A 21953-nucleotide genomic window follows, 5' to 3' on the forward strand; every position below is an offset into this window, starting at 1 on the left:
GTCAGGACTGCTCGAGCTCGGCGATCCGGTCGTCGAGCGCCGCGCGGGCGATGCGCATGGACATCTCTCCCCCGTATCCCCGCCGGGCGAGCACTCCGAGAATCCGGCGCAGGAGCTTGTCCCGTTCTGCGCGATCGGCCGGCACCGTCTTTACGGTGCGGGCCTTTTTCTCTGCCGCGCTCCGGGCGGCCGACTCCTCGTCCGAGGAATCGATCTGTTCCAGGGCTTCCGTGCGGATCGCTTCGGAGACACCCTTCTCGCGCAGCTCCCGGTCGAGGACGCTGGCGGACTTGCCCCGCCGGGCGTGGCGCTGCCGGACCCATTCGTGGGCGAACGACTGGTCGTCGAGAAGCTGGGCACGCTCCAGGTCGTCGAGGACCTCGTCGATGAGGCGGGGGTCGAAGTCCAGATCCACGAGCCGGCCGCGTAATTCGTGGCGGGAGCGGGCGCGTTGATCGAGCAGGCGCAGCGCGCGGCCGCGCACCTGTGCCTTCGCCTCCTCCGCTTCGTGGTCGAAGAGCGTGCCCCCGGAGAAGTTCTCCAGCTCCTGGCGCAGCCGTTCGACCTTGTCGGTGTTACTCGTCATCGTCCTCGTCATCGAAGTCAATGTTGGGCACCATGTCGACGGGGTCGTCGCTCAGGCCCTCGTCATTGACGCCGGGGACGGACATGTCCTGGTTCTCCTCGCCCGCGGGAGCCTGGCCGATGCCCATCTTCACCAGGATCTGCTTCTCCAGCTCATCGGCCAGCTCCTGGTTGTCCTTGAGGAACAGGCGCGCCTTCTCCTTGCCCTGGCCCAGCTGGTCCCCCTCGTAGGTGAACCAGGAGCCGGACTTCTTCACGATGCCGTTCTCCACCGCCATGTCGATGATGGAGGACTCCCGGGAGATGCCCTCGCCGTACATGATGTCGAACTCCGCGATCTTGAACGGAGGGGACACCTTGTTCTTCACCACCTTGAGGCGGGTGCGGTTACCGATGGCGTCCTGGCCGTCCTTGAGCGTCTGGATACGGCGGACATCGCAGCGCACGGAGGAGTAGAACTTCAGGGCCTTGCCGCCCGTGGTCGTCTCCGGGGAACCGAACATCACGCCGATCTTCTCGCGGAGCTGGTTGATGAAGATGGCGGTGGTGCCGGAGTTGTACAGCGCACCCGTCATCTTGCGCAGTGCCTGGGACATGAGGCGCGCCTGCAGGCCGACGTGGCTGTCGCCCATCTCGCCCTCGATCTCGGCCTTCGGCGTCAGGGCCGCCACGGAGTCGATGACGAGGATGTCGATCGCGCCGGAGCGCACCAGCATGTCGGCGATCTCCAGGGCCTGCTCGCCCGTGTCGGGCTGGGAGACCAGGAGGTTGTCGGTGTCCACGCCGAGCTTCTTGGCGTAGTCGGGATCGAGCGCGTGCTCGGCGTCGATGAACGCGGCGATGCCGCCGGCCTTCTGCGCCTGGGCCACGGCGTGCAGCGCGACGGTCGTCTTACCCGAGGATTCCGGGCCGTAGATCTCCACGATGCGCCCGCGGGGGAACCCGCCGATGCCGAGCGCGACGTCGATGGCCGTGTTGCCGGAGGAGATCGTCTGGATGGGCGGGCGGTTCTCGTCGCCCAGCCGCATGACGGCACCCTTGCCGAAGTCCTTCTCGATCATGGACAGGGCCGCGTCGAGCGCCTTCTGCCGGTCTCCCCCGGGTGCCGCCTGGCTCTTGGTGGACTTCTTTGTTGCCATTGTCTGTGTTTCCTTTCGTGGTGCCGGTGTCCGAAGACATGGGCCGGTGCCTGTTTTCTCAGCTCTGGTTTCTTAGACCGCACCGGGGCCGGTTCGGATCCCGCCAACCGCCGAAATTTTCCCTCGGCGGTCACCTCTGTCGGTTTTTCAGGACACTAACACCGGCGGTGGTCGTCGCCCGTAAATCTACACGCACATCTGTTCGAAAGACAGCCGAACGCCCGGCGTTTCGCCGCCCACTCAGAATCCCGGCACGTCGTGCCCGAGCCGACGCTCCTCGGGGATGTCGAAGTCCTCACACAGCTGGTCCCATACGACCCGCGGATCAACCCCGCGCTCGATGAGTTCATCCGGGGTACCGCCCAGGGCCGGCAGCATGTGGGAGTGGGCGATCCAGCGGCCCTCCGAGTCGCCGAACTCGTCGGTGATCAGCCGGGTGAACTCGGTCAGACGCATTCCACTAGCATAGCGTTCCCCGCGAGCATGCCAGAACGGCGACGTTTGCAGGTTAAACACTGTTCAAGATAAGGTTTTCCCATGAAATCGAACAGCACCGCCGCCGATCTCGCCTACGTCGCCGTATTCGCGGCCCTGGTCATCGTCTTCGCCTTTGTCTCCATCCCCATCGGCAGCGCCGGGGTGCCCATCGTCCTGCAGAACGCCATCCTCATTCTCTCCGGCCTCATCCTCGGCCCCCGGCGGGCGTTCTTCGTCGCCGTGCTGTTCCTCGGCCTGGGACTCGGCCTGCCCGTGCTCTCCGGCGGCCGGACCGTCCTGTCCGCCCTCGGTGGCCCGAGGGTAGGTTACATCCTCGGCTACCTTATCTCCCCCGCCGTGGCCGGAGCCATCGCCTACCGCGCGCCGGCCCGTCGGCAGACCGCGCAGATCGGCTGGTTCGCCCTCGCCGGCGCCGTCGCGCTGCTCATCCAGTACGTCCTCGGCGCCATCGGCCTGATGCTGCGCGCGGACATGACGGTCGCGGCGGCAGCGGCCGTGCAGGTCCCGTTCCTCCTCCCCGACGCCCTCAAGGTCGCGGTGATGATCGCCATCGCCGTCGGCGTGCACGCGGCCTTCCCCGACTTCCTGTCCCGCAAGGTCACCCGTGCCCGTAATCTCGCTTAACGACGTCTCCCTCACCGTCGACGCCGCCTCCGACGCTCGGCCGGACGCGGTGAACACCATTCTCGGCCCCGTCTCGCTGACGATCACCGAATCCCGGGTGGGCATCATCGGTGCCAACGGATCCGGAAAGTCGACCCTGGCGCGGTTGTTCAACGGGCTGGCCACCCCGACCGAGGGCACGGTTCTGGTCAATGACCAGGATGTCCGGACGTCCAGGAAACAGGTCCGCTCCCTCGTGGGGTTCATCTTCTCCGACGCGGACAACCAGATCATCATGCCGCGGGTCCGCGACGACGTGCTCTTCTCCCTGCGCCGCCGCGGCCTGCCCAAGAGCGAGCGCCTGCGCCGCGCCGACGAGGTGCTGGCCCGCTTCGACCTCACCGAACACGCGGACGACTCGCCCCACACCCTGTCCGGTGGCCAGAAGCAGATGCTCGCCCTCGCCTCGGTGCTGGTGCTGGACCCGGAGATCATCGTCGCCGACGAACCCACCACGCTGCTTGACCTGCGCAACCGGCTCCGCATCGCGGAGGAGTTCCGCCGCCTAGAGCAGCAGCTCATCGTGGTCACCCACGATCTCGACCTGCTCGCCGACTTCGACCGGGTTATCTGCCTGGACGAGGGACAGGTCATCGCCGACGGCGCACCGCGTGATGCCATCGACACCTACGTCAGCAGGATGACCGCGTGAAGCTCGGCATCCCCCTGGGTGTCTACGTCCCGGGAAACAGCCCGCTGCACCGCCTGCCGGGAGCGCTGAAGCTCCTCGTGCTCCTGGTGTTCATCCTGGCGGTGACCGTGTTCGCCCGGTCGCTGCCCGCGGCCGGGGTGGCCTGGGCGCTGGTGGCGGCGGGGTACGTTGTCGCCCGCATCCCGTTGCGCATCGCCGCGGGCCAGGTGCTTCCGGCGCTGCCCATCATTCTTGTGCTGGGCGCGTTCCAGTGGTGGCAGAACGATCTCACCCGGGCGAGCGTGATCGTGCTCAGCCTGCTCTGCACCATCGCGGCGGCGGCACTGTTCACCCTGACCACCACCATCTCCGGGCTCATGGAGTCGACGGAGAGACTGCTCGGCCCGCTGGCGCGCTACGGGTTCCCCGTGGAGACCGTCACCCTGGCGGCCTCGCTCACCCTGCGCATGATTCCCATGCAGCTCGCCGCGCTGAGGGAGGTCGCGGACGCACGAAAGGCCCGGGGGGCGGGATGGTCCATCCGGGCTATCGGTGTGCCCGTGATGGTGCGATCCATCCGCCGCGCCCGAGCCCTCGGCGAAGCCCTCATGGCGAGGGGCTTCGGAGACTAGCGCAGAACTTCCGGCCGGAAGGTTCTAGGACTCGCCGCGCAGTTCGCGCATCTTGCGCTCGACCGCGTCTTCGGAGACGTCCGCCGTGGCCGTCTCGCGGTCGGCGGTGGTGGCGTCGAAGGGGTTGCCCTGCTCGATCGCGGGCTTCTCGCCACCGCTGGAGAGCTGACGGTCCTGCGCCATCTCGCCGCGGATCTGCTCTAGGCGGGAGTGTCCGGCGAGGTGCACGCCGGCCTGCTCGACCTCGGCCATGCGGCCCTGGACGGAGTTCTGGGCGAGCTCGGCTTGGCCGAGGGCGTTGGAGTAGCGGCGCTCGATCTTCTCGCGCACCTGATCCAGGTTCGGGGTGTTTCCGGAGGTGATGGAGTTCATCGAGTTCAGGGACTCGGAGACCTTCTCCTGCATCTTGGCCTGCTCGAGCTGGCTGAGCAGCTTGGTGCGCTCGTTGACCTGCTGCTGGAGCTGCATGGAGTTGCGCTCGACGGCCTTCTTGGCCTGCTCAGCCTGCTGCAGTGCCTGGTCATGGAGCTGCTTGGTGTCCTCGACGCCCTGCTCTGCGGTGACCAGCTGCGCGGCGAAGGCCTCGGCGGCGTTCTCGTACTCCACGGCCTTCTGCTCGTCGCCGTTGTTGCGCGCCTGATCGGCCAGGGTGATGGCCTGGCGGGTGTTGGCCTGCAGCTTCTCGATCTCGCTGAGGCGACGGTTGAGCTGCATCTCCAGCTGGCGCTGGTTGCCGATCACCGCGGCAGCCTGCTGCGAGAGGTCCTGGTGCTGGCGCTGGGCCTGCTGGATGGCCTGCTCGATCTGGATCTTGGGGTCGGCGTTCTCCTCGATCTTCGAGTCGAAGAGCGCCATCAGGTACTTCCATCCTTTGACAAAGGGGTTAGCCATGTCTGCGGGCCTTTCCTACAGCTCAATAGGTGTCTAATTATCGGGGTCCATGGTAGCCGACACCGACTCGTCCGGTTTTACTCCGCGGCGGCGGGGCTGGTGTTGGCGAGTTCGTCGACCATCGAGGGCAGCGCCATCGTCGACGCCGCCTCGAAGAGCACGTCCGAGACGGAGGCTCCCAGGGCGTGGCAGATCGAGGCCAGGAGCTCGGAGGAGACCTCCTTGCGGCCTCGCTCGAGCTCGGAGAGGTAGCCGGGGGACACGCGGGCGGACTCCGCCAGCTCGCGCAGGGTGACGGACTGGTCGGCGCGGAACGCCCGCAGGGTCATGCCGAGTGCTTCACGGAGGAGGATGTCGCGGGTCGGTGACTGGTCGCTGGCGACGGGTGCGGTGAGAAGTGCTGTTTTCGTTGTCATCATTGGTTACAACGACGCTCCTTTTCCATTTGTTCCCTGGATTCGGTTCACCAGAGCATACAGGCCCGCCTGGACGGACCACTCGCGGATCTGCGGCCGGTCACCGGCGAAGTGTTCGACACCGGCGATGAGGTGCATCCGGCCGTCGATACGCGCCCGCTCACTGCGTACCCCGTCGGGCCCTGCCACGGCGATGAACACCTCCCCCGGCTCATGCCCGTCCTGGGGGTCGGGCCCGGCGACCCCGGTGAACGACACCGCCCAGTCCGAGCCGCACACGCGCCGCGCGCCGGCGGCCATCTGCCGCGCGGTCTCGGGAGACACCGGGCCCTCGCGGTCCAGAAGATGCGTATCGACGCCCGCCAGCCCCGACTTGAGGTCCGTGGCGTAGGTGACCAGGCCCCCGCGGAGGACCGCCGACGCACCGGGGACCTCGGCGATCGTCGCCGAGCCCAGGCCCGCGGTCAGCGACTCGCAGAAGGAGAGTGTCTCGCCCCGCTGCTTCAGCAGGCCCACCACCTCGGCGGCGAGAGTCACTGCTTCCTCGAATCCCAGAGGTACTGCAGGCCGGTGACCACCGTGACGACGACCGCGGCCACCATCACCAGGAAGGTCGGCAGCTCCATCCACTCCGGCAGCGGGAGCAGGTAGAGGCCCACGGCGAGGGTCTGCAGGGCCGTCTTCAGCTTGCCGCCCTTCGAGGCCGGGACGACGAGGCCGCGGCGCAGCATGAACATACGCCAGAAGGTGATGCCGAACTCGCGCACGAGAATGACCACGGTGATCCACACGGGCAGCGAACCGATGACGTTGAGGCAGATCAGCGCGGCGGCCATCAGCGCCTTGTCGGCGATGGGGTCGGCGATCTTGCCGAAGTCCGTGACCTGGCCACGCGCGCGGGCGATGTCCCCGTCGAGTTTGTCGGTGATCATCAGCGCGGCGAAGACACCGAACGCGGCCCACTGCCAGCCCGGGCCCTCGGGCGAGTTCAGCACCAGCCAGGCGAACAGCGGAATGAAGAGGATGCGCAGGCTGGTCAGCACGTTGGGCAGGTTGAAGTTGGAGGGCTTCTCGCCCTCGCGGGTGCTAGTTCCGACGCTCACGACGATCCACCCTACCCGGCACGCCACCCCCTAGGATGAGGCGGTATGACCTACTTTGCCTGCCATTACTCCTACCCCGACGGCGACGAGCGCATCGTCGCGCTGCGTCCCGAGCACCGGGAGTTCCTCGCCCGCCTCAAGGACGAGGGCGCGCTGGTTGCCTCCGGGCCGTACGTCGACGGGCGCGGGTCGGCGCTCATCATCCTCCGGTTGCCGGAAGGCGCGGAGACGACTGACGCCCTCGCGGTGATGGACGAGGATCCGTTCCACCGCGAGGGCGTGCTGGCCGGGAGGGACATCCGTCCCTGGAACCCGGTGCTCAGTATCTTCTAGCCGGGGCTAGTGGGCATGACCGCCGGTCTTGTCCCCTCCCTGGCCCTCCAGGACGTTGCCGTCCCAGTCGAGCTCGTTGCCGTGCTCGTCGATCATGTAACCGTTCTCGTCGACGTAGTGCTTGTTGCCGTGGTCGTCGTAGTCGGTCTTGCGGGCCTTCTCGTTGACCTGGCCGTTGGCCCGGTCGCGGCGGTCCTTGATCAGCGAGGCCACGACGGTGACCACGAGGATGCCCAGGATCACCAGCAGCGAGACGGTGGTGTTGATCTCCGGCACGTGCACGTTCTCCCCGCCGTTGATGAAGGGGATGTTGTTCTCGTGCAGGGCGTGCAGCAGCAGCTTCACGCCAATGAAACCGAGGATCGCCGAGAGGCCGTAGGCCAGGTAGACGACGCGGTCGAGGAGGCCGTCGAGTAGGAAGTACAGCTGGCGCAGGCCCATGAGGGAGAAGGCGTTGGTGGTGAACACGAGGAACGCCTCGGTGGTGATGCCGTAGATGGCCGGGATGGAGTCGAGCGCGAAGAGCACGTCGACGAAACCGATGGTCACCAGCGCGAGGAACAGGGGCGTGAAGTGGCGCTTGCCACCCTCCTTGAACCACAGGTGGTCACGGCGGTAGCTGTCGGAGATCGGGATGACCTTGCCCAGCCACTGCACCACCTTCATGTCCTTGGGGTCGGTCTCCTCCGCGTCGGTGGCCTCGTCCCAGAAGGTCTTCGCCGCCATGGCGAGCAGGAACAGGGCGAAGATGTAGAAGACGTCGGACCAGGCGGCGATGATCGTCGCGCCCATGAGGATGAACACCAGGCGGAAGATCAGGGCCATGACGATGCCGATGAGCAGGACCTTCTGCTGGTACCTGCGGGGAATCTTGAAGGCGCCGAAGATGAGGGCGAAGACAAAGAGGTTGTCCACGCTCAGCGCCTTCTCGGTGATGTAGCCGGTGAGGTACTGCATGCCGTGCTCGCCGTCCCACACGCCCCAGACCACACCGCCGAAGGCCAGTGCCAGGCCGATGTAGAAGGCGGACCACCAGGCGGATTCCTTGATGGTCGGCTCGTGCGGGGTGCGCACGTGGGAGACGAAGTCGAAGACAAAGAATCCGGCGATGACGGCGCCCGTCAGTAGCCAGATCCATAGGGGTACAGACATAAAAAATTCCTCCGGTCAGTTGAGTGAAAAAGTGACCGGAGGTCTCCCCCGCCCGAGCTCTGCCGGGCTGGCGCGACCGGGGGCGCTATGAAGAGCCACCGTGTTGACGATCATCGCCGATTGTTGGGGTACTCCCCTCCACCACGGGGACCACTATACACACGCGCCTAGAATGCCCCGGACGAGGGATTGTAGGTGGCCTGCACGGTGCGGGTTTCGCTCACTTCGGCCCCGTCATCGTCGCTGCCGTCGTCCGAGAGATCGTCGTCGAAGTCGTCCGATTCCTCCTTCGGCGCGTCGGCGGGGTTGGCGCCCTTGATCATCCAGATGATCGTCTCCAGCTCCTCGGGTTTGACCAGGACGTCGCGCGCCTTGGATCCCTCGGAGGGCCCGACGACACCGCGCGTCTCCATGAGGTCCATGAGCCGGCCGGCCTTGGCGAAGCCGATGCGCAGCTTGCGCTGCAGCATGGAGGTGGAACCGAACTGCGAGGTGACCACCAGCTCGACGGCCTCGACGAGGTCGTCCATGTCCTTGCCGATCTCCTCGTCGATGTCCTTCTTCGCCTCGGCGGCCTTGTCCTCGGTGACGCCTTCGGTGTACTGCGGGTCGGCCTGGTTCTTGGCCGCGTCGACTACGGCCTGCACTTCCTCGTCCGTGACAAACGCACCCTGCAGGCGCTTGGGTTTGCCCGCGCCCTGTGGGATGAACAGGGCGTCGCCCATGCCGATGAGTTTCTCGGCGCCGCCCTGGTCGAGGATGACCCGGGAGTCTGTGAGCGACGAGGTCGCGAACGACAGCCGCGACGGCACGTTGGTCTTGATCAGGCCGGTGACCACGTCCACCGACGGGCGCTGGGTCGCCAGCACGAGGTGGATGCCCGCCGCACGTGCCTTCTGGGTGATGCGCACGATGGACTCCTCCACCTCCTTGGGTGCGGTCATCATGAGGTCGGCGAGCTCGTCGACGACACAGACGATGAGCGGGTAGGGCCGCATTTCACGCTCGGATCCGGGCGGGGCGACAAGCTCCCCGGAGCGGACCTTGGTGTTGTAGTCCTTGATGTGGCGCACCCGCGCGGACTTCATGTCCATGTAGCGCTGTTCCATCTCCTCGACCAGCCAGTGCAGCGCAGCCGCGGCCTTCTTCGGCTGCGTGATGATCGGCGTGATCAGGTGCGGGATGCCCTCGTAGGGGGTCAGCTCGACCATCTTCGGGTCGACGAGGATGAGCCGAACCTCGTCCGGGGTCGCGCGGGTGAGCAGCGAGACCAGCATGGAGTTGACGAAGGCCGACTTGCCCGAGCCGGTGGAACCCGCGACGAGCAGGTGCGGCATCTTCTGCAGCGAGTGGGACTCGAAGTCACCGTCGATGTTCTTGCCCAGCCCGATGAGCATGGGATCGTGGTTGGCCACGACGGTGGGCGCGTTGAGCACGTCGGCGAGGCGCACCATCTCACGGTCGATGTTGGGCACCTCGACGCCCACCGCGGACTTGCCCGGGATGGGGGCGAGGATGCGGATGTTGTCCGTGGCCACGGCGTAGGCGAGGTTGGGCTGCAGGTTGGTGATCTTGGAGACTTTCACACCGGGGCCGAGCTCGACCTCGTAGCGGGTCACCGTCGGGCCACGCGAGAATCCGGTGACCTGAGCGTCGACCTTGAACTCCGCGAAGACATCCGTGATGGCCTCGATGGTCTGGTCGTTGAGCGGGGTCCGGGTCAGCGGCGGCTCGCCGTCGATGAGCAGATCGGTGCTCGGCGGGGTGTAGTCCGACATCGTCTCGGGCACGCGGGGTGCGGGAGGCGTATCGACGGCCGGTGCCGACTCACTCCTCGGCGTCGCCGCTGGAACTGCGGAGGGGTCGATGCCGGAGCGAGCGATGATGGCCTGGCGCATGGCTTCCCGGGAATTCTCCACGGCATCGGAGGATCCGGCGGGCCGAGCGTGTTCAGTGGCGTCGGTTGCCTGCACGGCCGGGAACTCGTCGGTGTGGTCACCGGTCTCGGGGCGCGCCTGTCGTTTCCTGGCCGGCGTGCGCGAGGGACGCGCCAACACGGTCGTGTCGGTCGCCTCCTCCTTCGCGTCGCGATGCTGCTCCTCGTCGTCGAAGAGGTCGAGTGGCTCGTCAATGTCCGGCTTCGGTTCGGCCGCGCGCGCGGTCTCCTCGGGCGGGTAGTTCTCCATCCGGCTGTTTCGGCCGCCCCGGCCCCGCGGGCGCGGGGTGGACCGGGTGCGGGGGGCGACGGGCCGCCCCTCGGCGATGTCGTCGAGATCGTCGCTGACGTGGCCGTAGGGATCCTCGTCGTCGGTGTCGCGCTCACCTCCGGAGTTCCGGGCGTCCCGGATGTAGTCGGCGATGAGATCGTAACCCTGACGCACGGTGATGCCGGTGACCTTCAGGGCGCCGTAGACGATGACGAGGATGAGCAGCGGCACGGCGACATAGGAGGAGAACCCCTTGGCCAGGATGCCGCCGGTGCCCGCGCCGATGGCGCCGCCGGCGACCATGCGTCCGGCCCAGTCGGCCGGGTCGCCGGCGAACAGGTGGATGAGCCCGAGCATGCTCACCACGATGAGCACGACACCCAGGGCAACCCGTCGCTGCACCGTCCCGGAGGGGCTGAGATCGAGCATGATGACGATCGCCAGCGCCACCAGCACCACCGGCAGCACGAGCGCGCCGGCACCGATGACAAAGTGTGCGGCCAGCGAGATGTACTCGCCGACCGGCCCAGCGATGTCCATCCACACCGAGGCCCCCAGCACCGCGGCCAACCCGAGCAGGAGCAGGGCGATGCCGTCGTTGCGGGTGGATCCCTCGGTGTTTTCCTGGCCGTTGGGCTCCTGGATGGGCGCCTCCGAGGTGCGCGGGCGGGAACTCCCGGAGGAGTGGTCGGTGTGGTCGGTGTGGTCGGGCGTGGTGCGGCTGGCACCGCGCCGGACGGCCCCGAAGACAGATCCCACGGCATTGCCCACCGGGCGCAGGGCGCTGCTGGTGCGCTCCGGGGCGGTCTCGGCGGCGCGGAGTGCGCTGGTGGGCGGATGGGTGGCGCCCGTCTTACGCCGCTGCCGGGAGGACCCGGAGCGGCCTGGGGCCGTATTCTTCACAGACATGCTGGCCACTCTAGCGCCTGCAGCACCACTAATCACATGCGCCACACCGCCCGCGGCTAGCGGTTGACGGACCTCTCGTCACCCTCCATGGTCACCTCGACGGCATCCCGGCCGAAAGCCCAGAGCAGGAGCTCGCCCGGGGCGCCGGAGACACGCACAACGTCGTCGCCACGCTCGGCCACTCCGCGCTTGGCACCCACGACGATGGGCACGCCTCCGGTCGGGGTCAAGATCACAGGCTTGTCACTGCCGCGGAGCAGCATCGGGGCCATCTGCTTGAGCTTGCCGAGGAGCATCTCGGTGGTCTCAGCGTCGAACTCCCGGGGGCGCGCGACCCCGTCTCCCCTACGCAGGTCCTCGTGGTGCACAAAGTGCTCGATCCCGTTGACCAGCGGATCCATCAGCCGCATCGGGTTGAGTTTTGCCGGCCCCGCGGACCAGTCGCGGACCAGTTCCGCGTAGTCGCGGCTCTTCTGCTTTTCCATGGCGTTGTCCAGCCGGCCTTCCAGGGGACCGACCATCATGCCCGCGGCGGAGAGCGGATCGTTCTCCCGCACGTAGAGGTGAGCGGCCAGGTCACGTGCGGCCCAGCCTTCGCAGAGGGTCGGAGCATCCGGGCCGACTTCGGTAAATAGTTGCGCGAGCTTCTTACGTTCGGTGTCAGCGAAAGTCATGCACTTCACCGTATACCCAAAAAAGACGGCTCGCCCCATGCAAAAGAGTGGTCTTTTTCATGAAGCGAACCGTCGGAATTTACGCTACAGCGACTCTCGGGAAACTTCGACGTCCTCGTCCCCGATGACCCGGCTGCCCGAGTTCATGGCGATGACGGTCGGCAGGATCACCGGCTCGCGCTTCCACTTCTGCTCGATCGCGCGAGAGACGCCGCGGCGCAGCTGCTGCACCATCCGGTAGGTGTCGTTCTCACCCTGGCCGGCGAGGTCGGACATGGTGTTCTCCACCAGTTCCGTGACCTCCGGAACGACTCCACGGTCGTCGTCGGAGAAACCGGTCGTCGAGACGCGGGGCGACTCTAGGAGGCGTCCGGTGACGTCGTCAACGATGCAGGTGATGGACACGGCTCCACCCGCGCCGAGGCTGGTGCGGTCCGACAGCACGTCCGCGTCGACATCACCCATGGTGACACCGTCGACGTAGAGGTGGCCGACCTGGAGCTGGCCGCTGACGCGGGCCTTGCCGTTGAGCAGGTCCACGACGACACCGTTCTGCGCCAGCACCACGTTGTCGCGGGGGACGCCGGTGGCGATGGCCAGTTCCTTGTTCGCGCGGATGTGGCGCCACTCGCCGTGCACCGGCATAACGTTCTTCGGGCGGGCGGCGTTGTAGAGGAACAGCAGCTCGCCGGCGTAGCCGTGGCCCGAGGCGTGGACGTTGGCGTCCTTGTTGGTGATGACCTCGGCGCCGATCTGCGAGAGGTTGTTGAGCACCGCGTAGATGGCTTCTTCGTTGCCCGGGATCATCGAGGAGGACATGATGATCATGTCGCCGTCACGGATGGTGATCTGGCGGTGTTCGCGACGCGACATGCGCGACAGCGCCGCCATCGGCTCACCCTGAGTACCGGTGGTGATGAGCATGACCTTGTGCGGGGCCATCTTCGAGGCGTCATCGACGGACACGATCGTGCCCTTCGGTGCCTTGAGGTAACCCATCTTCTCGGCGATCTCCATGTTGCGGATCATCGAGCGGCCGTTGAAGGCAACCTTGCGGTTCGTGGCCACGGCCGCGTTGACCGCCATCTGCACACGCGAGACGTTCGACGCGAACGACGAGACGATGACCCGCTGGCGTCCACGCTGGGTGAGACGGATCAGGGTGTCCTCGATGCCGAGCTCCGAATTGGAGATGCCCGGCGTGGTGGCGTTGGTGGAGTCGACCAGGAAGAGGTCGATGCCTTCGTCGCCGAAGCGCGACAGTGCCGGCAGGTCGGTGGGCTTGCCGTCGTAGGGCGTCTGGTCGACCTTGATGTCGCCGGTCATGACGATGTGGTTGCCGCCGACCTTGATGGACAGGCCGAGCGCGTCGGGGATGGAGTGGCCGACGGTCCAGAAGCGCAGGCGGAACTTGCCGATGTTGAGATCGGAGTCCTTGTTCACCTCGATCATCTTCGGGCGCTGGCGGTGCTCCTTGGTCTTCGCCGCGATGAGCGCCAGCGTGAACTTGGCCGAGTAGATGGGGATGTCGTGCTTGAGCTTGAGGATCCAGGGGATGGCACCGATGTGGTCCTCGTGGCCGTGCGTGATGACGATGCCGTCGATCTTGTCGAGCTTGTTCTCGATCGGGCCGAAGTCCGGGAGAATCAGGTCGACGCCGGGCTCACCCGAGGACGGGAAGAGCACACCCACGTCGACGATGAGCAGACGGCCGTCATACTCAAAGACGGTCATGTTGCGGCCGATCTCGGAGATGCCGCCGAGGTTGTACAGCCGGACGCTGCCGCGGGGCTGCTGCGGCGGCTCCGGGAGGCGGCGGGTGAGGTCGTTGCCCTGCATGGACTTCACGACGTTGCGGTTGTTGCCGTTTCCGCCCTGGTTACGGTCGCCACGCTCACTGCGATCGCTGCGGTCGCCGTTTCCGCGCTCGTTGTTGCCGCTACCACCGTTGCCGCCGGAGCGACCACGGCCGCGACCGCCACGGCGACCGCGGGAACGGCCGTTGCCGTTGCCGCCGTTGTCCTCGCGGGACTCGTTCTTCTGCTCACGCGGAGCGTTCTCGGCCGGTTCCTGGGATTCAGCCGCCTGGGAGGGGGCTGCGTCCGGCGTCGAGGCGGGAACCTCGGGTGCCTGGAACACGGGTGCGACAGCGTCTGCTTCCGGGGGCCCGGCCTTGCGGGTGACTTTCCGGGAGCTCTTGCGGGGTTCAGTCATATTTATAGGACTCCAACTTTTTCCATTGTGCGGCGGAGACCCTCGATGTCCTCTGTATCCGGTTCAACGACCGGGAGACGAGGGTTCCCCACCTCGAAGCCCTGCAGGCGCAGGGCTGCCTTTGCGAAACTGGCTCCACCCAGGCGTGCCTGTTGGTGGACCAGCGGGGTAAGTACGTTGGCGTTGATTTCCCGCGCACGGGCGAGGTCGCCTTCCTCGAAACTTGTGTGCAGCTGTCGCAGGGCTTCCGGTGCGGCGTGGCCGATCACCGAGATGAAGCCGGAGGCGCCGAGTGCCAGAAACGGCAGATTCAGCGGGTCATCCCCGGAGTACCAGGCCAGGCCGGTCTCCTGGATGAGCTGAGCGGACTCCCCGAGGTTGCCCTTGGCGTCCTTGACCGCCTTGACGGTGGGGAGCTCGGCGAGGCGACGGATCGAGTCCGCCTCGATGGCGGTCGCGGAACGTCCCGGAATGTCGTAGAGACAGATCGGCAGTTCGGTGGCCTGCGCGACCGCGGTGAAGTGCCGGACGACACCCTCCTGGGTCGGCTTGGAGTAGTACGGCGTCACCACCAGCAGCGCGTCAGCGCCGGCCTCGGCGGATGCCCTGGCCAGCTCGACGCTGCGTGCGGTGTCGTTTGTTCCGGCGCCGGCGATGAGTTTCACCCGGTCGCCCACCTCGTCCTTGACAGCTGTGAGCAGTTCCAGTTTTTCCGCGACCGACGTCGTCGGCGATTCACCGGTGGTTCCGGCGAGTACCAGGGAATCCACACCATTGTCCGCCAGGTGCACGGCTAGACGACGGGCGGATGCCACGTCGAGTGCGCCGTCGGCGTCAAAGGGGGTGACCATGGCTACGCTGACGACACCGAAGTCATCGATTCCGTTTTTCGCGGTCAAACCTGTGCTCATGGACTCTTAGGGTACAGGTGCCCGACCGCCGGGGTGTGAGCGACCCGTCAGTAGCCGGAGACGATCGAGCTGGCCGCCATCTCGGATCCGTCCGTCAGCCGGGTGATGTGAAAGTCGGAGAAGACCACCGGAGCTTCCTCGCGCAGCAGCCGCAGACAGGCGACGGCCACCTTCCTGATCTCCCGGTCGGCGTGCTCGGTGGCCCGGGCGGCGATGAAATGGCGCCACGCGCGGTAGTTGCCCGTGACCACCACCCGCGATTCGGTCGCACCGGGCAGCACGGCGCGGGCGGCCTGGCGGGCCTGCTTCCTCCGCAGCAGCGCGTTGGACTCCTCCCCGAGCTGTTCCTCCAGCGCCCGCAGTAGCTCGTCGTAGACGAAACGGGATTCATCGGCGGCGCGCAGGACCAGCCGGGTGAGCTCCTCGTCGCCCACCACGGCGTCGGGCAGCACGACCTCGGCGTCGTCGGGGTGGACGAAACGCTGCGAGAGCTGGGAGAAGGAGAAGTGCCGGTGCCGCATGAGCTCCCCCACGGCCGAGCGGGAGATGCCCCGGATGTAGAGGGTGGCCGAGGCATGCTCGAGGAGGCCGTCGTGGCCGACCTCCATGATGTGGCGGAGGTAGTCGGCGGTCTCCGCGGTGCGCGGGTTGGGCCGGTCGAAGGATTCGTAGCAGGCACGGCCGGCGAATTCGACGAGCGCCTGGCCGTCATCCCCCGATTCGAAGGCGATGTCCGCCGGCGGGGTGAACCGGGTGGCGGCGATGAGCTGGACGTCTAGTTCTACTGCGGTGGCCACCGGTTACTACAGCCCCAGGTAGGAGTCGAGGCCGATGGTCAGTCCGGGGCGATCCGCCACCTGGCGCACGCCGGTGAGCACGCCCGGAACAAACGACGTCCGGCCGTAGGAGTCCTGGCGGATGGTCAGCGACTGATCCTGCGTGCCGAAGATGACCTCCTCGTGCGCGACCATGCCCGTCATGCGCACGGCATGGACCTTCACGCCGTCGACGTCCGTGCCGCGCGAGCCCTCGAGCGCCTGCTCGGTGGCGTCAGGGATGGCGTCCATACCGGCGTCGCGACGCGCCTCGGCGATACCCTGGGCGGTCTTCACCGCGGTGCCCGACGGGGCGTCGAGCTTGTGGGGGTGGTGGTACTCCACCACCTCGGCGGACTCGAAGAAGGGGGCCGCCTGGCGGGCGAAGGCCATGGTGAGCACGGCGGAGATGGCGAAGTTCGGGGCGATGAGCACACCCACGGACGGCTTCTCCTCACACCATTCCCGGACCTGCCCGTAACGCTCGTCGTCGAATCCGGTGGTGCCCACGACCGCGTGGATGCCGTGGTTGATGCAGAACTCGAGGTTGTCCATGACCGAACCCGGGGTGGTGAAGTCCACGATGACCTCGGCACCGTTCTCGGTGAGCAGCTCGAGGGAGTCGTCCTGGTCCACCTCGGCGACCAGCTCGAGATCCTCCGCCGCGTTCACCCCGTCGACGACGGCGCTGCCCACTCGTCCCCGCGCCCCGATAACTCCGACCTTGATCGCCATGGCGATACTCCTTCTGCAATTCGCTGGGTTCAGTTCGCCACCCATCCTAGGGGGCGTCGGTTGTTACCCTGGCACGCATGGCACAGAGAAAGTCCACGGAAGAGAAGCAGGCCGACAACCTCGCCATGGTCGGGGAGAAGATCGCCTCCTGGCCGGATCCCTACCCCGAGGTCGGCGCGGCGCTGCACGAGATCGCCGCCCGGTTCGGGCAGCCCCGTCTGTGGTACGGCGGGTGCGGGTACGCGGCGTCGATTAGCTCCCCCGTCCTCGTGTTCTTCCGCGTGGACGAGGACGTCATGTCCATCGGCGTCACCGAGGACACCCAGCCGACCGAGACCCAGCTTGTCGACGCCGCCTGGTTCCTCCGCGCCGAAACCCCCGAGCTCGCGGACGAGACCCTCGCCCGGTTCACCGACATTGTCCGGCACGCCTTCGACAAGAAAGACTAGATCATGAGCATCCGAGTCACCCTGACCTCGATCCCCGTCACCGACCAGGAAAAGGCCGCGGCCTTCTACACCGGGACGCTGGGCATGCAGATCCGCCACGACGTGCCCGCGGGCGGCGCGCGGTGGCTCACCGTCGTCTCCCCCGCCGACCCCGACGGCACGGAGATTCTTCTCGAACCGCGCGGCATGGACGCGGCCGTGACCTACTACGAGCACCTGTACAACAACGACATCCCGGCGACGCAGCTGGAGACGGATGACCTCGACGCGGAGTTCACCCGCCTGTCGGGCCTGGGCGTGCGTTTCCCCATGGAGCCGACGGACATGGACACCGTGAAGGTCGCTGTGTTCGACGACACCTGCGGCAATCTCATCCAGCTGGCGCAGCCGCAGTAGGGCGTCACAATCCGGACAAGGTTTCCGGCCCGGACTGTTCCCCGGGGAGCGGACAATCTAATCTGTCAGTTATGACACTTACGGCACTTGGATCACACAGGACCCTTTCTCTCACGGCTGCCGCCGCCCTCGCCGCGCTGACGCTCGCCGCGTGCGGTCCCGAGGAGGACACGAACAACACGTCGTCCGCGCCCCAGACCACCACGATGACGTCCTCGCCCGCGAAGTCCACCCCCGCGACCACCACCGAGGTGGTCACCGAGACCGGTGCCCCGGCGGACGACACCGTGCAGCAGTCGCTCGGCGCGCAGGGCACCACGGACACCAGCAACCAGCAGCCCGTCGGCGAGTGGGACCTGTCCATCGTGGACGTGCGCGCGGGCCAGCACTCCGGCTTCGACCGCGTGGTCATCGAGTTCGCGGGAACCGGCACCCCGGGTTGGTTCGCGTCCTACACCGACGAGCCGCGCCAGCAGGCCTCCGGCTTCCCCATCGAATACCAGGGCGGCACGGCCATCGACCTCATGGCCAACGGCGTGGCGCTGCCCGCCGGGCCGGACTCCACCTTCCCCGTCGGCCCCACCGGTGCCGCGGGCGGGGCGGTCACCGGGGTCAGCCACAACGGCATCTTCGAGGGACAGGCCCAGTTTGTCATCGGCCTGGACGGCGAACCCCGTCCGTACACTGTCACCACCCTGGAGAACCCGCCGCGGCTCGTGGTGGACATCCAGAACTAGGGGCGACTGAATCCCTGCGTCCCTGCCCCACCAGGTCCAGGGTGACGGTGTCGCTGACCTGAGGGCGGACATAAGAACGAGCACCCCGAGGCTTTCCGGCCTCGGGGTGCTCCTCTCCATGCGCAGGGGTTTTCAACCCCGCCGCAATCTAGTCCTCGACGGGGACCAGGGAGATCTTGCCGCGGTTGTCGATGTCCGCGATCTCCACCTGGATCTTGTCGCCGACGTTGACCACGTCCTCGACCTTCTCGATGCGCTCGTCGCCACCGAGCTTGGAGATGTGCACGAGGCCGTCCTTGCCCGGGGTGAGCGAGATGAAGGCGCCGAAGGCGACCGTCTTCACCACGGTGCCGAGGAAGCGCTCGCCGACCTTGGGCTGCTGCGGGTTGGCGATGGAGTTGATCTTGTCGATCGCCGCATCCGCCGACTCGCCCGAGGTGGCGGAGACGTAGACCGTGCCGTCATCCTCGATGGAGATGTTCGCGCCGGTCTCCTCCGTGATGGCGTTGATGTTCTTGCCCTTCGGGCCGATGAGCTCGCCGATCTTGGACATGGGGATCTTCACCGAGGTGATCTTCGGCGCGAGGGTGCTCATCTCGTCGGGGCCGTCGATGACCTCGGCCATGGTGTCCAGGATCTGAATGCGGGCGTCCTTCGCCTGATTCAGGGCATCCACCAGCACCTCGGACGGGATGCCGTCGAGCTTGGTGTCCAGCTGCAGCGCGGTGATGAACTCGGAGGTGCCGGCGACCTTGAAGTCCATGTCGCCGAACGCGTCCTCCGCACCGAGGATGTCGGTCAGGGCGACGTACTTCTGCTCACCGTCAACCTCATCGGAGACCAGGCCCATGGCGATGCCGGCCACGGGAGCCACGAGGGGAACACCAGCGTTATACAGCGACAGGGTCGAGGCACAGACCGAGCCCATGGAGGTGGAGCCGTTGGAGCTCAGCGCCTCGGAGACCTGGCGGATGGTGTACGGGAAGTCCTCGCGGGAGGGGATGACCGGCTCCAGGGCACGCTCCGCGAGCGCTCCGTGGCCGATTTCACGGCGCTTCGGGGAACCCACACGCCCGGTCTCGCCGGTGGAGTACGGCGGGAAGTTGTAGTGGTGGATGTAGCGCTTGGAGGTCTCCGGGGTCAGCGCGTCGATCTGCTGCTCCATCTTGAGCATGTCCAGCGTGGTCACGCCGAGGATCTGGGTCTCGCCGCGCTCGAACAGGGCGGAGCCGTGTGCGCGCGGGATGAGCTCGACCTCGACGGAGAGGTCGCGGATGTCGGTGACACCGCGGCCGTCGATGCGGAAGCCCTCGGTGAGGATCTTCTCGCGCACGATCTTCTTCATCAGGGCGTTGTAGGCGGCGCGGATCTCCTTGCCCACCGCAACCTCGTCGGCGGAACCGAAGGACTCCAGCAGGTCGTTCTCGATCTCGACCATGTAGGCGTTGGTGGCCTCGTCGCGCTCGGCCTTGCCCGGGGTGGTGATGAGCTTGGCCAGGCGCTTGGACGCCTTCTTCTCCACGGCCGCGAACACTTCGTCGGTGTAGGGCGGGAAGAGGACGAAGTCCTGCTTCTCGCGGGCCGCGCGCTTGGCCAGGCCGACCTGCGCCTCACAGAGGATCTGGATGAACGGCTTGGCCGCCTCGAGCCCCTCGGCGATGACGTCCTCGGTCGGCATGGGGGCGCCGTCCTTGACCTGCTGGACGGTGTCCTCGCCGGCGCCGGCCTCGACCATCATGATGGCCACGTCGTTCTTGCCCACGAAGCGGCCGGCGACGACCATCTCGAAGACGGCGGCGTCGCGCTGCAGCTGGTTCGGGAAGGCGACCCACTGGCCGTCCTTGTGCTGGTCGTCCGAGATCAGCGCCATGCGCACGCCGCCGACCGGGCCGGAGACCGGCAGGCCGGAGAGCTGCGTGGCGGCGGAAGCGCCGTTGATGGCCACGACGTCGTAGTAGTCGTCCGGGTTGTGGCTCATCACGGTGATGACCACCTGGACCTCGTTGCGCAGACCCTTGACGAAGGTCGGGCGCAGCGGGCGGTCGATGAGGCGGCAGGCGAGGATCGCGTTGGTGGAGGGGCGGCCTTCACGACGGAAGAAGGAACCCGGGATCCGGCCCGCGGCGTACATGCGCTCTTCGACGTCGACGGTGAGCGGGAAGAAGTCGAGGCCCTCGCGGGGGTTGTTCGACGCGGTGGTGGTGGCGAGGAGCATGTTGTCCTCGTCGAGGTACGTGGTCACCGCTCCCCCGGCCTGGCGGGCCAGCTGGCCCGTCTCGAAGCGGATGGTGCGGGTACCGAAGTCGCCGTTGTCGATGGTGGCGGTTGCCTCGGTGATGCCGAATTCGTCGTCGACGACGAATTCCACAGCGTTATTGCTGCTCATATGTAAATGTCACTCCTGAATTGGGGTGTAGGGCGATCGTCGGTGCCGCCCTGCGAGTCTGGACGCACCGAGCGTAGCAGGTGGAAACACGACAGCGCCCGTCGACGTAGGTCGACGGGCGTTGAGGGTGAAACGATTAGCGGCGCAGGCCCAGGCGCGAGATGAGATCGCGGTAGCGGTCGACGTTGGACTCCGCCAGGTACTTCAGCAGGGCGCGACGACGGCCGACCAGCAGGAGCAGACCACGACGGGAGTGGTGGTCATGCTTGTGGAACTTCAGGTGCTCGGTGAGATTCTTGATGCGGTCGGTCAGCAGTGCGACCTGTGCCTCGGGTGAACCGGTGTCGGTCTCGTGCAGACCAAACTCGGCGAGTACTTCTTTTTTGCGTTCGGTGCTCTGGGCGCCAACGGACATGGTGATCTCCTAGTAGTTGTTTCAGTCCACATGAATGGTCACCGCCTTCGCGGTAGGCGCGGCTGCTGTGGACCGCAGTCGCTTAAAGCCTCGGGTGATGTTACCTGCGGGTTAGCGGGAAACCAAACCGGTGATGCGCCGCATGAACTCGGAGACGAACCGCTCCTTGTCCACGTTGATGGCCACGTGGGCGGTCTTGACGGGGTCGTTCAGGCGGGTCTCGTCGGCGATGACCCGGCCGCGGAGCGCCCCCTCGGTGTCGACCTTGAGGTTGACGTCGAAAAGCTCCACCAGCGACGGATCCACCGCGACGCCCACCGCCAGCGGGTCGTGCAGGCCGCAGCCGCCGAGGTGCGGGGAGTTCGTCTCGTAGGACCTGATGTAGTAGTCCGTGGCCTCGGCGAGGAAGTCACCGCCCGGGGTGCCCAGCGCCCGCCACTGCGCGGTTTCCTCGTAGGTGAGCAGGGTCTGCAGCGTGACATCCAGGCCGATCATGGTGACGTCCGCGGCCGTGCGGAAGAGCCGGTCGGTGGCCTCCGGGTCCTGGTTGACGTTGGCCTCGGCCACGGGCGAGACGTTGCCCGGGACGGTGAGCGCGCCGCCCATCATGACGATGCGGGCGTTCTCCGCGAAGGACGGATCGGCGTCAATGGCGGCGGCGATGGTGGTCGACGGGCCGGTGGGCACGATGACGAGGTTGTCGCCGTGCTCGCGGACGGACTCGATGAGGAAGTCCACCGCGGACTTCTCCTGCACCTGCGCGGTGGGCTCGGCCAGCACGGCCTCGCCGACGCCGTTCTTGCCGTGGATGAACTCAGAGATGGGCAGCACCTCGAAGGAGTCCCTCGTGGAGGCGTGGGTCGGGCCGGCGAAGACGGGCACGTCCGGGGAGCCGAAGAGCTCCAGCAGGGCGAGGGCGTTGCGCGTGCCCGTCTCCACGAGCACGTTGCCGTAGGTGCCGGTCACGCCGATGAGCTCGAGCTCCGGGGAGCCGAGGGCGTAGGCCAGGGCGAGCGCGTCGTCGATGCCGGTGTCGAGGTCGAGGATGATTTTGGTGGTCAT

Annotated in this window: 24 protein-coding genes; 7 read left to right on the top strand and 17 right to left on the bottom strand. The window is 66.8% G+C overall.

What is annotated here, in order from left to right:
* Position 1: 1 nt before the first annotated feature.
* From recX to CDOO_RS08385, 3 genes are all read right to left on the bottom strand, one after another.
* A complete protein-coding gene (gene recX, locus CDOO_RS08375; protein WP_018021041.1) occupies positions 2–586 on the bottom strand; it encodes a recombination regulator RecX in 585 nt (194 codons plus the stop codon).
* Positions 576–1724 carry a recombinase RecA gene (recA, locus tag CDOO_RS08380; RefSeq protein ID WP_018021040.1) on the bottom strand — a complete coding sequence of 383 codons (1149 nt, stop codon included), beginning with the start codon at positions 1722–1724 and terminating at the stop codon, positions 576–578. Before recA ends, recX begins: the two co-directional genes overlap by 11 nt.
* Before the next feature lie 240 nt (positions 1725–1964).
* Positions 1965–2180: a DUF3046 domain-containing protein gene (locus CDOO_RS08385; RefSeq protein WP_018021039.1), complete on the bottom strand. Its 216-nt coding sequence runs from the start codon at positions 2178–2180 to the stop codon at positions 1965–1967.
* Positions 2181–2261: 81 nt separating this feature from the next.
* Between CDOO_RS08385 and CDOO_RS08390 the strand changes: the two genes are divergently transcribed.
* The 3 genes from CDOO_RS08390 to CDOO_RS08400 are packed head-to-tail and all read left to right on the top strand — an operon-like array spanning position 2262 to position 4148.
* A complete protein-coding gene (locus CDOO_RS08390; protein ID WP_018021038.1) occupies positions 2262–2846 on the top strand; it encodes a biotin transporter BioY in 585 nt (194 codons plus the stop codon).
* Positions 2827–3537 carry an energy-coupling factor ABC transporter ATP-binding protein gene (locus CDOO_RS08395; RefSeq protein ID WP_018021037.1) on the top strand — a complete coding sequence of 237 codons (711 nt, stop codon included), beginning with the start codon at positions 2827–2829 and terminating at the stop codon, positions 3535–3537. The genes CDOO_RS08390 and CDOO_RS08395 overlap by 20 nt, the downstream gene beginning before the upstream one ends.
* Positions 3534–4148: an energy-coupling factor transporter transmembrane component T family protein gene (locus tag CDOO_RS08400; protein ID WP_018021036.1), complete on the top strand. Its 615-nt coding sequence runs from the start codon at positions 3534–3536 to the stop codon at positions 4146–4148. Before CDOO_RS08395 ends, CDOO_RS08400 begins: the two co-directional genes overlap by 4 nt.
* A gap of 24 nt (positions 4149–4172) precedes the next feature.
* Here CDOO_RS08400 and CDOO_RS08405 read toward each other — a convergent pair whose 3' ends face one another.
* The 4 genes from CDOO_RS08405 to pgsA form a co-directional block, all read right to left on the bottom strand.
* Positions 4173–5039, bottom strand: a complete 867-nt coding sequence (locus tag CDOO_RS08405; protein WP_018021035.1) for a PspA/IM30 family protein — start codon at positions 5037–5039, stop codon at positions 4173–4175.
* Between the two features lie 77 nt (positions 5040–5116).
* On the bottom strand, positions 5117–5455 hold the full coding sequence (locus CDOO_RS08410; RefSeq protein ID WP_026159225.1) for a helix-turn-helix domain-containing protein: 339 nt from the start codon (positions 5453–5455) through the stop codon (positions 5117–5119).
* A gap of 6 nt (positions 5456–5461) precedes the next feature.
* Positions 5462–5992, bottom strand: coding sequence for a CinA family protein (locus CDOO_RS08415; RefSeq protein WP_018021033.1), 531 nt, complete (start codon positions 5990–5992; stop codon positions 5462–5464).
* Positions 5989–6558: a CDP-diacylglycerol--glycerol-3-phosphate 3-phosphatidyltransferase gene (pgsA, locus tag CDOO_RS08420; protein WP_018021032.1), complete on the bottom strand. Its 570-nt coding sequence runs from the start codon at positions 6556–6558 to the stop codon at positions 5989–5991. Before pgsA ends, CDOO_RS08415 begins: the two co-directional genes overlap by 4 nt.
* Positions 6559–6603: 45 nt before the next feature.
* On the opposite strand from pgsA, the gene CDOO_RS08425 reads away from it, so the two are divergent.
* Positions 6604–6891: a YciI family protein gene (locus CDOO_RS08425; protein WP_018021031.1), complete on the top strand. Its 288-nt coding sequence runs from the start codon at positions 6604–6606 to the stop codon at positions 6889–6891.
* 6 nt (positions 6892–6897) lie between these two features.
* Here CDOO_RS08425 and CDOO_RS08430 read toward each other — a convergent pair whose 3' ends face one another.
* The 7 genes from CDOO_RS08430 to dapB form a co-directional block, all read right to left on the bottom strand.
* On the bottom strand, positions 6898–8043 hold the full coding sequence (locus CDOO_RS08430) for a TerC family protein (RefSeq protein WP_018021030.1): 1146 nt from the start codon (positions 8041–8043) through the stop codon (positions 6898–6900).
* Positions 8044–8210: 167 nt separating this feature from the next.
* A complete protein-coding gene (locus CDOO_RS08435) occupies positions 8211–11159 on the bottom strand; it encodes a DNA translocase FtsK (RefSeq protein WP_018021029.1) in 2949 nt (982 codons plus the stop codon).
* Positions 11160–11215: 56 nt separating this feature from the next.
* Positions 11216–11833, bottom strand: coding sequence for a TIGR03085 family metal-binding protein (locus CDOO_RS08440; protein WP_018021028.1), 618 nt, complete (start codon positions 11831–11833; stop codon positions 11216–11218).
* An 84-nt stretch (positions 11834–11917) separates the two neighbouring features.
* Positions 11918–14047 (bottom strand): ribonuclease J, encoded by a 2130-nt coding sequence (locus CDOO_RS08445; RefSeq protein WP_018021027.1) that lies wholly within the window; start codon positions 14045–14047, stop codon positions 11918–11920.
* A 2-nt stretch (positions 14048–14049) separates the two neighbouring features.
* Positions 14050–14958, bottom strand: a complete 909-nt coding sequence (gene dapA / locus CDOO_RS08450; RefSeq protein ID WP_026159224.1) for a 4-hydroxy-tetrahydrodipicolinate synthase — start codon at positions 14956–14958, stop codon at positions 14050–14052.
* 47 nt (positions 14959–15005) lie between these two features.
* The gene (gene thyX, locus CDOO_RS08455) at positions 15006–15755 is read right to left on the bottom strand and encodes an FAD-dependent thymidylate synthase (RefSeq protein WP_018021025.1); all 750 of its coding nucleotides are present in this window, start codon (positions 15753–15755) and stop codon (positions 15006–15008) included.
* Between the two features lie 6 nt (positions 15756–15761).
* Positions 15762–16508, bottom strand: a complete 747-nt coding sequence (gene dapB / locus CDOO_RS08460; RefSeq protein ID WP_018021024.1) for a 4-hydroxy-tetrahydrodipicolinate reductase — start codon at positions 16506–16508, stop codon at positions 15762–15764.
* Positions 16509–16585: 77 nt separating this feature from the next.
* Here dapB and CDOO_RS08465 point away from each other — a divergent pair, with 77 nt between their 5' ends.
* From CDOO_RS08465 to CDOO_RS08475, 3 genes are all read left to right on the top strand, one after another.
* A complete protein-coding gene (locus CDOO_RS08465) occupies positions 16586–16957 on the top strand; it encodes a hypothetical protein (protein WP_018021023.1) in 372 nt (123 codons plus the stop codon).
* 9 nt (positions 16958–16966) lie between these two features.
* Positions 16967–17353 (top strand): VOC family protein, encoded by a 387-nt coding sequence (locus tag CDOO_RS08470; protein ID WP_026159223.1) that lies wholly within the window; start codon positions 16967–16969, stop codon positions 17351–17353.
* 71 nt (positions 17354–17424) lie between these two features.
* Positions 17425–18090 carry an AMIN-like domain-containing (lipo)protein gene (locus CDOO_RS08475; RefSeq protein WP_018021021.1) on the top strand — a complete coding sequence of 222 codons (666 nt, stop codon included), beginning with the start codon at positions 17425–17427 and terminating at the stop codon, positions 18088–18090.
* 148 nt (positions 18091–18238) lie between these two features.
* On the opposite strand, the gene CDOO_RS08480 is transcribed toward CDOO_RS08475, so the two are convergent.
* The 3 genes from CDOO_RS08480 to CDOO_RS08490 all read right to left on the bottom strand — a co-directional run bounded on the left by CDOO_RS08480 (position 18239) and on the right by CDOO_RS08490 (position 21953).
* The gene (locus tag CDOO_RS08480; protein ID WP_018021020.1) at positions 18239–20476 is read right to left on the bottom strand and encodes a polyribonucleotide nucleotidyltransferase; all 2238 of its coding nucleotides are present in this window, start codon (positions 20474–20476) and stop codon (positions 18239–18241) included.
* 136 nt (positions 20477–20612) lie between these two features.
* A complete protein-coding gene (rpsO, locus tag CDOO_RS08485) occupies positions 20613–20891 on the bottom strand; it encodes a 30S ribosomal protein S15 (RefSeq protein WP_018021019.1) in 279 nt (92 codons plus the stop codon).
* Positions 20892–21002: 111 nt separating this feature from the next.
* A complete protein-coding gene (locus CDOO_RS08490) occupies positions 21003–21953 on the bottom strand; it encodes a nucleoside hydrolase (RefSeq protein WP_018021018.1) in 951 nt (316 codons plus the stop codon).

This window comes from Corynebacterium doosanense CAU 212 = DSM 45436 (assembly GCF_000767055.1).
Taxonomy (GTDB): Bacteria; Actinomycetota; Actinomycetes; order Mycobacteriales; family Mycobacteriaceae; genus Corynebacterium; species Corynebacterium doosanense.

Coding starts and splice junctions, on each gene's coding strand:
- dapA (WP_026159224.1), bottom strand. CDS start 14,958: ATGAGCACAGGTTTGACCGCGAAAAACGGAATCGATGACTTCGGTGTC.
- recA (WP_018021040.1), bottom strand. CDS start 1,724: ATGGCAACAAAGAAGTCCACCAAGAGCCAGGCGGCACCCGGGGGAGAC.
- CDOO_RS08425 (WP_018021031.1), top strand. CDS start 6,604: ATGACCTACTTTGCCTGCCATTACTCCTACCCCGACGGCGACGAGCGC.
- CDOO_RS08490 (WP_018021018.1), bottom strand. CDS start 21,953: ATGACCACCAAAATCATCCTCGACCTCGACACCGGCATCGACGACGCG.
- CDOO_RS08440 (WP_018021028.1), bottom strand. CDS start 11,833: ATGACTTTCGCTGACACCGAACGTAAGAAGCTCGCGCAACTATTTACC.
- CDOO_RS08430 (WP_018021030.1), bottom strand. CDS start 8,043: ATGTCTGTACCCCTATGGATCTGGCTACTGACGGGCGCCGTCATCGCC.
- CDOO_RS08405 (WP_018021035.1), bottom strand. CDS start 5,039: ATGGCTAACCCCTTTGTCAAAGGATGGAAGTACCTGATGGCGCTCTTC.
- CDOO_RS08465 (WP_018021023.1), top strand. CDS start 16,586: ATGGCACAGAGAAAGTCCACGGAAGAGAAGCAGGCCGACAACCTCGCC.
- CDOO_RS08410 (WP_026159225.1), bottom strand. CDS start 5,455: ATGACAACGAAAACAGCACTTCTCACCGCACCCGTCGCCAGCGACCAG.
- CDOO_RS08385 (WP_018021039.1), bottom strand. CDS start 2,180: ATGCGTCTGACCGAGTTCACCCGGCTGATCACCGACGAGTTCGGCGAC.
- CDOO_RS08390 (WP_018021038.1), top strand. CDS start 2,262: ATGAAATCGAACAGCACCGCCGCCGATCTCGCCTACGTCGCCGTATTC.
- CDOO_RS08435 (WP_018021029.1), bottom strand. CDS start 11,159: ATGTCTGTGAAGAATACGGCCCCAGGCCGCTCCGGGTCCTCCCGGCAG.
- CDOO_RS08480 (WP_018021020.1), bottom strand. CDS start 20,476: ATGAGCAGCAATAACGCTGTGGAATTCGTCGTCGACGACGAATTCGGC.
- CDOO_RS08445 (WP_018021027.1), bottom strand. CDS start 14,047: ATGACTGAACCCCGCAAGAGCTCCCGGAAAGTCACCCGCAAGGCCGGG.
- CDOO_RS08475 (WP_018021021.1), top strand. CDS start 17,425: ATGACACTTACGGCACTTGGATCACACAGGACCCTTTCTCTCACGGCT.
- recX (WP_018021041.1), bottom strand. CDS start 586: ATGACGAGTAACACCGACAAGGTCGAACGGCTGCGCCAGGAGCTGGAG.
- rpsO (WP_018021019.1), bottom strand. CDS start 20,891: ATGTCCGTTGGCGCCCAGAGCACCGAACGCAAAAAAGAAGTACTCGCC.
- dapB (WP_018021024.1), bottom strand. CDS start 16,508: ATGGCGATCAAGGTCGGAGTTATCGGGGCGCGGGGACGAGTGGGCAGC.